Origin of the sequence: Rickettsia endosymbiont of Seladonia tumulorum (assembly GCF_964030815.1) — a bacterium.
Classification (GTDB): Bacteria; Pseudomonadota; Alphaproteobacteria; order Rickettsiales; family Rickettsiaceae; genus Rickettsia.
This window is the reverse complement of record NZ_OZ034963.1, coordinates 614,803-628,378: the sequence shown is the minus strand read 5'-3', so window position 1 is coordinate 628,378 and position 13,576 is coordinate 614,803. Positions and strand designations below refer to the sequence as shown.

Genomic DNA, 13,576 nt, shown 5'->3' with positions numbered 1-13,576 from the left:
CACTAGGATTATTGATGAGAAAATGTATGGTCTAAATATTAATAAAAGTTAATTTAGTTGTAATATGTATTGTTAAAAATACAACATAGAAGATATCTACATATTATAATCTTCTTTTAAAGAAAATATGAAATATTAATTTTGAAAAAAGTATACTTGTTATTTGAAAAAAACTTTCAGAAATAGTAAGGATTACTATCTCTGAAAAAAAGGAGGGGAAGTAATGCCTTAAGATTTAAGGCATTACGGCTAGCTAATTAAGTTAGATTTGCATGCAAAAGCTTAAATTGTAAGCAAGTTTAAGTTAACCAACTGTATTATTTTAAGGTTTAGTGAGCGTCTGTAACAACATGACTTCCTAATAATTCAGGATTATAGTCAGCAACAGCTTTACTATAATCACCAACATTATAACCACCGCCACCTTTTGCAGGATCACTATCTATTGAAGCATCCCAACCGCTGACATTTCCAAGACCTTTATCACCAACAAAATATTTATTGATTTCTCTTTGATCTGCAACAGTATTGACTTTTCCATTTAGGTGTTTGCCAAACATAGTACATAGACCAGTCATTGCATAAAGTTCTTTTGGAGTTAAGTTTGTCCAAATTTCTGAAAGCTGTTTGATTGCACCTTTTTTGCTACCATCTGTATCGTTAGCAGCATCACCTTCAAGAGAAAGTCTAGCACACTCAAACAGATTAGCATTTGAACCTTGACCAAATTCCATAGACATACCGTTAACAAGCGATGGTGTGATACCTGCATCATGTAATTTTTTAAGGAATGTGGTACCGTTTCCATTAAAGCCCATTAAGCCAGGAGCCCCGTCTACAGGTAAGGTATAAGAAATTTTTATATCAGGTTTTGCTTTAATTACTTCGGTTATGGCTGCAATATGTCTATCTAAAGCATCTGTATGACCTAAGAAACCACCTTCAAAGTCAAAATCAATTAAAGTTAACCCATAATTTGTAATAGCTTTTAAATAAATATCAACAATTTTCTTAACGTCTGATATTGGAGCTTCTATTGGTTCATTTGATGCACCACCAAAAGATAAAATTACATCACCGCCATTTTTTCTAATACCATTAATATATGTTTTGTAATAGTTAGAGATTGTTACGTCACCATCATATTCTTGATTATCAATCCCATCATACATCTTTAAATTACCGCCCCAGCAAGCTTTATGGCTTCCACTAGCAGTATCATAATGAGCTGTAATAAATCCTAAGAAATAACCTTTTAAATTATATTCTGCAGCCCATTTATCAATAGGAGGAGTTGGCCAAGCAGTTGAATCAACAAAAGGAGAACCTTTAATCCAATTACCAGTATTCCATTTTGCAGGACCTTTTAAAGCTTCATCTGTAGAAGCATAATATGCACTAGAAGCAGAAGCATTACCCGCAAAGTCAACTGCTGAAATATTAACTTGATATTTTGTATTAGCAGCTAAATTCTTTAAAGATATACTGTTAGTTGTGGTACTTGCTTCATGATCCGTTGTTTCATTAGTTGCTCTATATTTTACTATATATTTATCAACACCTGTTTCTTCATCTATACTTGGAGTCCAGTTTAAAGAGAAACTTGTAGGACCAGAAGCAGCTGTTACTATATCTTCTACTTTAGTTGGAGGAGTATGATCATCAGGTATTACAATAGGCTCACCATTAAAGGTAAAATCAGTAGGTAATGTAGGATAAATAGAAGTACTAGAAAAATTAACACCAAAAGTTAAAGTTGTAGAACTTTTAGCTTTTAATAGTGCCATATGCTCTGACAAACTTCCTTTAATTACAGGTCCGGTAAATGTTTGTTGAGCAAAACCCGTATACGCTCTAACTTCACCACTTATATTTGCTATTTTACTAACATCAAAACTTATTGTAGGAGAATTTACATCCTTATCTGTATTATTTCTAATTGTAATATCTAAAGGAATAAACCACTCAGCTTGGTCTTTTCCCTATTTTGCCGTAATCATATAATGTAATGGCATAATAACCTCCATATAATTTATTAATTTGAAATTAAAGATAGATTGAATAACAAAACTATCTTTATAATTATATGATTACTAGAGTTTTTGATGCTAAACAAGAAATTATAAACTAAATAATTGAAAAAATTATAAGAAATTATATTATAGAAAATTAAGATTTATTAATTAGGTTTATATTTTATTGAAATTAGCAGTAAATATTGAATGCATATATACTATTTATTACGTTAATAAAAATTAATTAAATTGTTATTTTGCAATGTAAAAAAATCACACCTACCGGTAAAAATATCTTTAGTAGAAAATCTAGAAAAGAAATAGCAGTATAAGATTTAATGATAAGTTATTATTTAAATAAAATTATGCCTAAATGTAAATTATATCGCTATCTTTACCCAAAAATAAAATTTTTTGATACAAAAGATAATATCTTTTTAAAATACTATTAATTTTCCTAAAAAAATATAGTAATTTAAGTAGGTATACATTAAAGATTAAAATTATAATAAGTTATTAGAGTTATGGAAGATATTGACATTTGGCAGAATAAATTTGAAGCTTGCGATTATGGCAAGAAACTAATTGATAAAATTCAAGAATTAAACATCACAACAAAAAATCCTATAGATATTAAAGAAATCGAAAAAGGACTTTACTATGCTCATAAGTATCATGAGGGACAAATGCGTCAATCAGGCGAGCCTTATTATACCCATCCAATAGAAGTAGCAATAATGTTAGCTGAATTTGCAGCTCATGAAGCACCAAAGCTTTATAAATCTTATATGATAATCGTTGCTCTGCTTCATGACACAATAGAAGATACTCATTTAACACATGAGGATATTAGCAAAATTTTTGATAAAGATATTGCAGATAATGTAGAACACTTAACAAGAATTAAACCGCATGGAAAAATAAGCTCCGGTGAAATGTTAAATTTATTAATTCAAGAAAAAAAATATGATATAGCACTTATCAAAGTATTTGATCGTCTACATAATTTACAAACCATAAATGCTAAGTCTCCTGACAAAGCTTTAAAAACAGTCAAAGAAACTATAGAAAGCTTTTTACTTATAGCTGCATATCTTGAGATAAGAACAATAGAGCAGCAATTATTAAATGTGTGTTAATTTTATAGAACAAAATTTCCCTTCAAAAGGTGAACAAAATGACTTACTTAATACAACAAATTTTAAAAACTCTATTTTAGATTCTCAAAATGAATTTAAATAACGAGTTAAAATTTTAATGCGTTAATTAAATCGCTTTTATACCTCCAATGTGCTGCTCCACCGCTTTCGGCATGATAATGCATATTTTCATCGCGTATCTGTATTTCTATTCTATATTGATCTTCAGTTATAATAACAGTATGTAAAGATTGGTAACCATTTGGTTTAGGATTATCAATATAATTTTTTAGCTTATCTTTTTCATACTCATATAAATTATGTACTATTTTTAAAGTTTTATAGCATTTTTCTTCATCTAATACCACTATCCTAATTGCGAAGATATCAGTTAATTGTTCTATTTTTATCCCCTTACTATACAATTTATATAAAATTGATACGGGATGTTTAATTCTACCTGTTATTTTAGCGGTAATATCATGTTTAGATAAATTATGACTTAAATGTTTAATAACTTTTTGAAACAACAATACCTCCTTAATTTATTAGCAGTAGCAAATCAATTTTTATAATTGCTATTATAAAGAAAAGTTGTAGAAATCAAGGTTTGAGGTCATTTCCTCGCCCGATTTCAAAATAAAATTATTATTTATCTTATTATAAAGATTATAAGCTTTTGCTTAATTCAACCAATTAAAGACTAAAGGTTGAGAAGTGTATTATAATTAATTAAAAATTACTTGCAATATTAAATCTCAAGTAATTAAGCAAATAAATTTTAGCCTTAAATCAGTAACTAAAAAATTTTTATTTTTACTCTTGAACTAATGAAAATAAAATATATATAGTATGTACATTTAAAATATTTATATAATTTGGAGGTTAAAATGTCTTTTAAACCATTATACGATAGAATTGCAATAAAGCCTATCGAACATGAAGAAAAAACTAAAGGTGGAATTATTATTCCGGATACTGCTAAAGAAAAACCAATGCAAGGTGAAGTCGTAGCAGTTGGCAAAGGCGTTCGTAATGAAAAAGGCGAAGTGCATCCTTTAGAGTTAAAAGTAGGTGATAAAGTTCTATATGGTAAATGGGCTGGTACTGAAATTAAAGTCAAGGGTGAAGATCTCATCGTAATGAAAGAAAGCGATGTATTTGGTATTATTAATTAATTATTTGTTTTAAGGAGAATTTAAATATGGCAACAAAACTTATTAAGCACGGCTCAAAAGCACGTGAGCAAATGCTAGAGGGAATCGATATTTTAGCTGATGCAGTAAAAGTTACTTTAGGTCCAAAAGGCAGAAACGTACTTATCGAGCAATCATTTGGAGCACCAAAAATTACTAAAGATGGTGTTACTGTTGCAAAATCTATTGAATTAAAAGACAAAATTAGAAATGCTGGGGCTCAGCTGTTAAAGTCAGCCGCTACTAAAGCTGCTGAAGTTGCAGGTGATGGAACAACTACCGCAACTGTTCTTGCTAGAGCTTTAGCACGTGAGGGTAACAAGCTTGTTGCTGCTGGTTATAATCCAATGGATTTAAAACGTGGTATGGATTTAGCGGTAAATACAGTATTAGAAGAAGTTAAAAAAGCTAGTAAAAAAATCGATAGCCAAGAAGAGATCGCTCAAGTTGGTACTATATCCTCAAATGGTGATAAAGAAATCGGTGAGAAAATTGCTAAAGCGATGGAAGAAGTTGGCAAAGAAGGCGTAATAACTGTTGAAGAAGCAAAGAATTTCAGCTTTGATGTTGAAGTAGTTAAAGGAATGATGTTTGATAGAGGTTATTTATCACCATATTTTGTAACAAATTCTGAAAAAATGGTTGCTGAACTTGAAAATCCTTACATCTTATTATTTGAGAAAAAACTATCAAACTTACAACCAATGCTACCTATCCTTGAGGCGGTGGTACAGTCACAACGTCCTTTATTAATCATTGCTGAAGATGTTGAAGGAGAAGCTCTTGCAACCTTAGTAGTAAATAGATTACGTGGTGGTTTAAAAGTTGCAGCTGTAAAAGCTCCAGGCTTTGGTGATAGAAGAAAAGCCATGATGGAAGATATTGCCATTCTAACTAATGGTGAGCTTATAACCGAAGATTTAGGCATGAAGCTTGAAAATGTTAGCCTTAAAAGTTTAGGTCATGCAAAAAGAGTTACAATCTCTAAAGAAAATACTGTAATTGTTGACGGTAGCGGCGATAAGAAAAATATCGAAGAGAGAGTATTACAAATTAAATCACATATCGCTGAAACTACTTCTGACTATGATAAAGAAAAATTACAAGAGCGTTTAGCTAAACTTTCTGGCGGTGTTGCTGTACTTAAAGTCGGCGGTGCTACTGAAGTTGAAGTAAAAGAGCGTAAAGATCGCGTTGAGGATGCACTTGCTGCAACACGTGCTGCTGTTGAAGAAGGTGTTGTTGCTGGTGGCGGTGTGACATTACTACATGCTTCACAAGCTTTAAAAAATCTGAAAGTAGACAATAAAGACCAACAAGCAGGTATTGAATTAGTAATCGAAGCTTTAAAAGATCCAATAAAGCAAATCGTTGAAAATGCTGGCGAGAATGGCGGTGTAGTAGTTGGTAAATTATTAGAGCATAAAGATAAGAATTTCGGCTTTAACGCTCAAGATATACAATATGTTGATATGATTAAAGCAGGAATTATTGATCCGGCTAAAGTAGTGCGTACTGCTCTGCAAGATGCAGCTTCTGTTGCTTCGTTAATTATCACTACGGAAACTTTAATTGTTGATGAACCTGAAGACAAAGAAAACCCAATGCCAATGCGTGGCGGTATGGGTGGCATGGGCGGAATGGGAGGCATGGACTTCTAACGCCTCAGTGTCAATGTCTGCGTAAATCGTTTTCCTGTCATTGCGAGGAGTCATAGAGGCATTGTTGCGTAGATCATTTTCTCGTCATTGCGAGGAAAAACTTTAAGTTTTGACGAAGCAATCTCATCATTATTTCCTGAGATTGCCACGCGGTCTTCGACCGCTCGCAATGACGACTTGGCATCCACGCAACAATGCTAGTCATAGACGACGAAGCAATCCAGTAAAAAATGCTAATATTATTAGTATTTTTTATTATTTTCTGGATCCCGTGGACAAGCCACGGGATGACACCAAGGGCGTTTTTCGATCCACGCAACAATGCCTCCCGTGGCTTGTTCACGGGGTCATGTCATTCCCGCGTAGGCGGGAATCCAGTAATAAAAAAACATAAATAAAACAAGTTTTTAAAACTAAAAGCTTAGGTATCTCGCTTTACCCTGAATTCCCGCCTCCGCGGGAATGACATCCAAGGCGTTTTCCGATCCACACAAGCAAGCCTTAAGCCGGAATAACAAACGATCCACGTAATATCATCGCTACAACATAACACTAAAAAATTACCACCCTAGTTTTTCTGTTATCTAATTAATTCCTATTTAAAAAATTAATATTTGCTTTACAATTTATTAAATTTATTTTATAATTTATACCTAATTTGTATTAAGTATTTATTATGAAAAAGTCTAAATCTCCTACTGAATTAAAATTTAATTTTACAGCCCTGGATAAAGATAAGGTACTAAAATTTGTACCGGCTCTTCCTATAATTTTACAAGATAATGCATGGTCAAAACTTTCAAATATGAAAGGTTCTATAGAAGCTGGAGCAGAGATAATAATAAATATTTTGAATTTTTTAAGTGGTAACAGTTCAGCAGTAAAAAAAATTCCTATTAATACAAATAAGAATATGAAATTTTTTGTGTTAAAAATTTTATTTAATAATTATGAATATAAAAATATTCAAGAACATAAAGCACTAAAGGAAGTGTTAAGAAAATATCATCCTGAGCAAAAATCTAATGGAGACGTTACCTTTTTAGTAAATAATGTTGCCTATGCTGAAAAATTTTCTAAAAGTGCAAAAACTGAAGCGGATAATTCTATAGAAAGTATTTTCTCACAGCTTGAAATAATGAAAATGGCGTTAGAGTGTACCATAGAGAATAATCACTATGAAGTAGCAGAAAAATTATTTACCGATATATTTTCAAATGCAAGAACAAATTTAGATTCGATATTCTCTCAACAAGAATATGTTAATCATAAAAAATATACGACTATTTTGTTTGAATTAGTAAACAAGTTTATGTCTGTTGAACATCAAATTAAAACTATCATAGATCTAACCTCTCACTTAAAGCATTATTTTAATATTACAGCAGAATCTACAGATATACTAATTAATAATAAACATTCAAATGAAGCTGAAGAATTGCTTACAGCAGCACTTTATAATATGACTATAGATGATAAACCAAAAAACCAAGATATAGGTTGGTGTTACTATAAATTAGGTTATCTTAATCATAGAAATGGACAGAGAGAATATGCTGTAGAGTGCTATAAGAATGCTTTAGACAAATTACCAGCTACAGATAAATATATTATACAAACTATTAATTATAATTTATGGGGTATTTATAGTTATTATGATGCTGATGATAGTATAGAAGCATTATTAAATCAAATGCCGGAATCTGGTCTTAAAGATCTACTAAAATTAGGCAAAAATCTAACAAATATTACTACTTCCCAATTAGAGAATATTAACCGCTCTGATTTACAACCTCAGCATACTCAAATGTTTGATCTTTATAAATATAGTGCTAAATATAATTCTCTTTCAATTGATCAAAAAATTAGTAAAAAAACACGTTTTACAAAAGATTTAAATACAATAATCAAAAAAAATTCTGATATTGATAAATTATTAGCCCTCTCGGTAGCTATTTACACAGAACAATTTGACATAGCTCGCAACATATTAAACACAGTTCCAGAAAATGAAATAGAGAAGTGTAAGAAGTTAAATTTATCGCTCTTAAGAAGCTATCTTGATCCAGATTCTATAATTTATGATGCAGAGGAATTAAAAAAAGAAGAAAAAGTCGAAGTTCTTAATGCTGCCAATACTTCTTTAATGGCAGAAGATAAAAGTGAGCTAGTTTCTAAAAACGTTCAAAAAGTTTTACAAAATGTTGAAAAGGTTTTAGAGTCCCATCCCCAAAATGAAGAAACTTTAGAAATTGGGATAAATGCTGCTTTACTTAATAGTGATCTAGAAAAAGCTAAGAAATATGCAAATCAATTAAGTAAAGAAAAACAAGAAGAAATCTTTATAGGTGATTCTGAAGAAGCTACAAAAATAGATGATTTAGATTGTTTACTTGCACAATATGATGCTAAGAAAATTCATCAATATTATCAGGATAAAAAAGAACAACAGCTTCATATATTAAGTCAGAAAATTACTCATTATACCACTTCATGGAATATTCCAGGAAAAGGTCAGGTTAAAAGTACCGAAGCTACTTATATTGGTAAATATAAAGGACAAGATTGTTATAGTATTATTGATGATAAAGTGAAGAAATCAATTGGTTCTTTATTGCCTCGTTTTGAGAAAGCAATGGAGAAAGGAATAATACATCATCAATATGGTATAAATGGAGTAAAATTTATTGAAGAAAAGGCTATTGAAATCAAGGTTAGAGCTGATAAAAGGTTATTAGCAAGTGAAATTTATGAAAACTCAGGAAAAGAGTTATTAATAAATTTTGATCATGAAGCTAATCATAAAGAAGCTGAAATATTTATTAATGGTCATCACTTAGAAATATACCACGAATAAATGAAAAATTGATAAACGAGTATGTTAATGCGTTATATTTATCACATCTGGTATAATAATTTTATCTTCCAAACAAAATACTTATTTATTAATAAAAATTAATGTGTAATTAATAATATGTTAAAAACTTATTAATAGGTAGTGTTATGAAAAGCAAACTTTCAGCAAGTATACTTAGTCTTAATTCCTATACTCAAAACCCTGTTATTAATGACATAAAAGAATTGGCAGAAGAATTAAAAGTTAGATCAGAAGTTAAATCAGCTTATAAAATAGCTCCAACCAAATTTTCCATGGACGAAACATATAATCAAATATTATATGCTTTACAAACTGTAAAATTTGCCAAAGCACATATAAAAGAACCAAATCTTGGTATAAACGAAACTCAAGAATGGTGCAAAAAATTAAATGATTATGGCATTATTGTTACTTGTTTACTAACTGAAAGTGTTAATAAATCTATATTAAGTTTTTTGTCATTTAAAAAAGGTAATAAAATATTAGATTTTTTATCATCTTATTTATTAGATAACGCTTCTGAAGCTCTTAAAGAAACTATGCCGAAAGAGTTTATAGATAAATATAACATGACTAATGCTGTGAAATTACTCAGCAATGAAGAAATAAAAAGTTATTTGAAAGAATACGCAGGCTCTAATCAACAACTTGCTTCTGAGCGTCAACATACTACAGCTACTATTTATGAAGAAGAAAATGTTGAAACTATGGGAGGCGATGTAGCACCTGCGACTTAGTCTTTAAAAATCTATATTGCAAACAATTCAAGCAAGGTAGCAATCTAAAAAATTTTAATTAGATTGCTTTGTTAAATTACTTTGTGGTTTTCTTGTAATATAGATTTAGTCTTGTTTAAAAAGCTTATTAAAACTTAATCAGCAGAGGGGCTACCTAATGCTATAACTTCGTCTAAATCCTCAATTAAGGATTTAGGTATATATGAATTTTTATATTCAATATTCGACTCTTTAATTTCTAATAATGCTAATCTTTTTAATGTAATATATTCAGATATTGAGTTACTTAAAGATTTTAGTTCAGGATCAACAAAATCATTAGAAGTAAATTTTGTTAATTTTGTTGCTTCGTTATATAAATCATCTTTATTCTTAAAATATTTTATTTCCGGATTAAATTTGTTTTTTTGCCTATTTAAAAAAATATTTTGTACTTTTGAATCACAATCTTTAAAATATTCATATAACTCTTCTAAATTAGATTGTTTATATAATTTCTCGCATTTTGCTATATCTTCAACTATTCCTGTTATACGATTATTTAAATATGATTTATACACAGGTTCTAATATTTCATCTTCAATATTAGTATTAGGATATTCGAGTAAATATTGAGCAAATGGGTTAATATCATCGCTGTCATCGTCATGGTTTGTTATTATTGATTTTACCAATGGGATTCGATTTGTGGAAGAGTCAATATGGTTTACGACTGCTCCATTCTTAATGAGTAACTCTAACATTTCTGCGTAGTCATAATATGCTAACTCATTTAATATTTTGCCATTATTATAATTTACATCTGCTTCATGCTCGATTAATAACTTTGCTATCTTTAGGTAATTATTAGTAGCAGCCATAAATAACAAATCTTCAAGATCAGAAAAACCTTTATCAATAAATAATTTTACTGTTTCATAATGACCAAATTGTGTAGCACGTAGAGCAGCAGTATAATTATTTGAGTCTTCAATATTAATTTCTGCCCCCCTCTCAATTAGTAATTCTACTATTTTATAATGATTGTGGAAAGCAGCACAATGTAAAGCTGTGGTTTTGTAACCTGAAAATATCTCACCACTTACGTGTTTGTTATTGTGTTCAACCAAGGAATTAATATCAATTCCACCTTTGTTTAACATTGATAAAACTTTTTCAAATTTATACTCCATGATTCTCCTCCATTTAAATTAATATCTCTCTCATAATAATTAACAAAAATTAATAATCAAGGGTTAATTACCATAAAATATGATTTTTTAAAAAATTTGTTTTGGATTTTAAATATGCTATATTCGATATAAAAAACGATATTTATGATTTCTAATATTTCTTTTTTACAGGATTTTGCTGAATTTATTATAAGTAAATTCGGTAAAGATAATTTGTATAAAGAACTCAAAATAATATTGCCGAATAGTCGTTCTTGCATCGAATTAAAAGAGCTTTTGACTGGCAATTATAATATAAAGAATTTACCTATTATTATCCCATTCAATGCTATTATTTCAAAAAAAGATTCTTCGGAAGATTATATGTCTAAAATGGAAGAATTATTTACTTTGTCAAAAATAATTACCGAATATAAAAAATTAGATTTTACTCCTGAGGAAGCATTAAAAACTGCCGGAATTTTAAATAAATTATTTGCTGATTTAGTAAATAATAATATCGATATAAAATTAATTGAGACTTACAATAATTCAGAATATTGGCAGAATATTTATAAATTCTTAGAATATAGTTTTTTAAAATGGCAAAAAAACGAAAAGCAAAGCAGTAATAATTATAAATTAAAATTGCTTTTGGAAGAGATAGCAAGAACCAAAAACAGCAGTAAAAAGGTAATATTAGCCGGCATATTTAAGCCTGATTCTTTCTTAAAAAAATATGAAGAAGAACTGCAAATAATTAAATATAATGAGATAAAACTAGCTCACAATAATATATATTATTATAAGCCTACGGATATTTATGAAGAAGCTGAGCAGATAGCTCACATATGTAAGCTGAATGCGGATAAAAAAATAGCTATTGTTACAAATAACGATAAATTGAAAAGGATATATTGTAACTATTTAGATAAATATGAGTTAGTGTTTGAAGATTTGATCGGTAATGATCTAAAACTAACAAATGTAAGTAGCTTACTAATATCTATCATTAATATATTATGTAATAATTTTGATTTGAAACTTTTATTTTTATTACTTAAAAATCCTTTAATAAACTGCACGAATGTTCAGAAACTTGAGTTATTATTATCAGGTAAAAATCGTTTTATATCTTCGCCAAAATATTTACTACAATTACAATTTGATAATGAGGATCTAAGAAGTTACTGCCATAATTTAGTAGATATTTTATTTGCTACTAAACCTTATAATATCAATGATATATTAGTAGTTTCTAAAGAAATAGCTGAAAAGCTTTTACCAGAAATTTGGGAAAAAGAGGAAGGAGCTGAGCTATTAGAATTTTTAAATAATTTAATAGAGTTTAGCGATAGTATAAACACCAGTAAAAAAGATTTTCCTAAAATTTTTACTCTATTACTTTCTAGTATTAAATATTATAAAAATATTGAATCTAAGATAGTTATCGGCTCATCTGAAGAACTTGCTTTATCTCGTTTCAATTTAATTATATTACCACATTTTAATAGCGATAATTGGAGTACTACTACCACTACTCATCCTTATTTAAGTAAAGAAGCAAAGCAAATATTGAATATAGATTATGATGAAATTACTCCCAAACTATATTCAGATTATTTTGATTTGTTATTACAAAATGAAGAAGTAATCATATTAAATGCAAAAAAATATGCCGGAAAATTATCTACTCCTTGTAATTTATTTTTAAAGCTGCAAAATGTCACTCAGAATAAAAGTGTCATACCGCGACTTGATCGCGGTATCTTTGAAAGTATATTTCTGGATCCCGTGGACAAACCACGGGATGACAATAGAAAAAAAGCAGCACACAGTACTTTTTTCCCAAATATATTATCTGTAACAGATATAGAAACCTTAATCAGGAATCCATATGGTTTTTATGCTAAGAAAATCCTGAAGCTACGGACTCAAGATAAGATATGGGAAGAGCCAAAAATATCAGATTTTGGGAACTTTATTCATAAAGTTTTAGAAGAATATTCTAAAAATTATGACCAGCAGAATATGCTTGATAAACAGCAAGCTTTGCTAAATATTGGCAATAATATTTTACATAGCACTATTCTCCCTACATATACAAAGAAAACTTGGCAGACAAAACTAACACTACTGAGTAAAGCTTTTATTCTATTTGATATGGAACGCAGAAAAAATTGTCAAAAAATTTATTTTGAAATTAAGGGAGAGCTGAACTTAAATATAGCAGGACAGAATATAAAAATAATTGGTATAGCTGACCGAATTGAAATCAGTAAATCAAACCGCATAACTATATTAGATTATAAAACTGGTACTATCCCAACTAAAAAAGAAATAGAGCTAGGACTTTCACCACAGCTTATTATAGAAAGTTTAATGATACTCGAAAACGGCTTTAATATACTATCTCATTCCCACGAAAGCGGGAATTCAATTGAAGACATTACCATTGCCTATGTAAAAATAACTAGCACCAAGCCTTATGTGCAAACAACAGAAATAAGTTTAAGCATGGAAACCCTAGACAAACATAAACAAGGATTAATAAGACTGCTTGAATATTATGTTACAAACAAGTCCTTTGTTTATGATTTGGATATGTCAAAATATAATGATTATTTGCATTTGAGGGGACATTAATTGTCATTCCTGCGAAAGCGCAGTTAGTGTCCGGAAAAAAATAAACGTTGTTATTATTAGGTTTTTTCGTCATTGCGAGAAGAATTACAAAGTAATTCGACGAAGCAATCCAGTAAAAAACGCTAAAATTAGTTATTTTTTACTATTTTTCTG

General features: G+C 29.4%; 8 protein-coding genes and 1 pseudogene. 6 read left to right on the top strand and 3 right to left on the bottom strand.

The window, feature by feature from the left end:
• Positions 1-329 precede the first annotated feature (329 nt).
• Complete coding sequence (locus tag AAHF54_RS03090) at positions 330-1,787, bottom strand: fibronectin type III domain-containing protein (RefSeq protein WP_341789102.1); 1,458 nt, start codon at positions 1,785-1,787, stop codon at positions 330-332.
• A 752-nt stretch (positions 1,788-2,539) separates the two neighbouring features.
• On the opposite strand from AAHF54_RS03090, the pseudogene AAHF54_RS03085 reads away from it, so the two are divergent.
• Positions 2,540-3,257, top strand: a pseudogene (locus tag AAHF54_RS03085) (HD domain-containing protein).
• A gap of 4 nt (positions 3,258-3,261) precedes the next feature.
• Here the strand turns inward: AAHF54_RS03085 and AAHF54_RS03080 are convergent.
• The gene (locus AAHF54_RS03080) at positions 3,262-3,684 is read right to left on the bottom strand and encodes a bifunctional (p)ppGpp synthetase/guanosine-3',5'-bis(diphosphate) 3'-pyrophosphohydrolase (protein WP_342170194.1); all 423 of its coding nucleotides are present in this window, start codon (positions 3,682-3,684) and stop codon (positions 3,262-3,264) included.
• Between the two features lie 360 nt (positions 3,685-4,044).
• Here AAHF54_RS03080 and AAHF54_RS03075 point away from each other — a divergent pair, with 360 nt between their 5' ends.
• From AAHF54_RS03075 to AAHF54_RS03055, 4 genes are all read left to right on the top strand, one after another.
• On the top strand, positions 4,045-4,332 hold the full coding sequence (locus AAHF54_RS03075) for a co-chaperone GroES (protein ID WP_011477260.1): 288 nt from the start codon (positions 4,045-4,047) through the stop codon (positions 4,330-4,332).
• A 26-nt stretch (positions 4,333-4,358) separates the two neighbouring features.
• Positions 4,359-6,011: a chaperonin GroEL gene (gene groL / locus AAHF54_RS03070; protein ID WP_341789100.1), complete on the top strand. Its 1,653-nt coding sequence runs from the start codon at positions 4,359-4,361 to the stop codon at positions 6,009-6,011.
• Between the two features lie 676 nt (positions 6,012-6,687).
• The gene (locus AAHF54_RS03060; RefSeq protein ID WP_342170193.1) at positions 6,688-8,868 is read left to right on the top strand and encodes a hypothetical protein; all 2,181 of its coding nucleotides are present in this window, start codon (positions 6,688-6,690) and stop codon (positions 8,866-8,868) included.
• A gap of 146 nt (positions 8,869-9,014) precedes the next feature.
• On the top strand, positions 9,015-9,626 hold the full coding sequence (locus AAHF54_RS03055) for a hypothetical protein (RefSeq protein ID WP_341789098.1): 612 nt from the start codon (positions 9,015-9,017) through the stop codon (positions 9,624-9,626).
• A gap of 134 nt (positions 9,627-9,760) precedes the next feature.
• On the opposite strand, the gene AAHF54_RS03050 is transcribed toward AAHF54_RS03055, so the two are convergent.
• On the bottom strand, positions 9,761-10,798 hold the full coding sequence (locus AAHF54_RS03050; protein WP_341794314.1) for an ankyrin repeat domain-containing protein: 1,038 nt from the start codon (positions 10,796-10,798) through the stop codon (positions 9,761-9,763).
• A 144-nt stretch (positions 10,799-10,942) separates the two neighbouring features.
• On the opposite strand from AAHF54_RS03050, the gene AAHF54_RS03045 reads away from it, so the two are divergent.
• Entirely contained in the window at positions 10,943-13,423 is a 2,481-nt protein-coding gene (locus AAHF54_RS03045) for a PD-(D/E)XK nuclease family protein (RefSeq protein WP_342170192.1), read from the top strand.
• The last annotated feature ends 153 nt before the right edge of the window (positions 13,424-13,576 follow it).

Excerpts from the sequence above, each read along its gene's own strand:
- AAHF54_RS03090 (WP_341789102.1), bottom strand. The coding sequence starts at position 1,787 with ATGGCACTATTAAAAGCTAAAAGTTCTACAACTTTAACTTTTGGTGTT.
- groL (WP_341789100.1), top strand. The coding sequence starts at position 4,359 with ATGGCAACAAAACTTATTAAGCACGGCTCAAAAGCACGTGAGCAAATG.
- AAHF54_RS03050 (WP_341794314.1), bottom strand. The coding sequence starts at position 10,798 with ATGGAGTATAAATTTGAAAAAGTTTTATCAATGTTAAACAAAGGTGGA.
- AAHF54_RS03045 (WP_342170192.1), top strand. The coding sequence starts at position 10,943 with ATGATTTCTAATATTTCTTTTTTACAGGATTTTGCTGAATTTATTATA.
- AAHF54_RS03060 (WP_342170193.1), top strand. The coding sequence starts at position 6,688 with ATGAAAAAGTCTAAATCTCCTACTGAATTAAAATTTAATTTTACAGCC.
- AAHF54_RS03075 (WP_011477260.1), top strand. The coding sequence starts at position 4,045 with ATGTCTTTTAAACCATTATACGATAGAATTGCAATAAAGCCTATCGAA.
- AAHF54_RS03055 (WP_341789098.1), top strand. The coding sequence starts at position 9,015 with ATGAAAAGCAAACTTTCAGCAAGTATACTTAGTCTTAATTCCTATACT.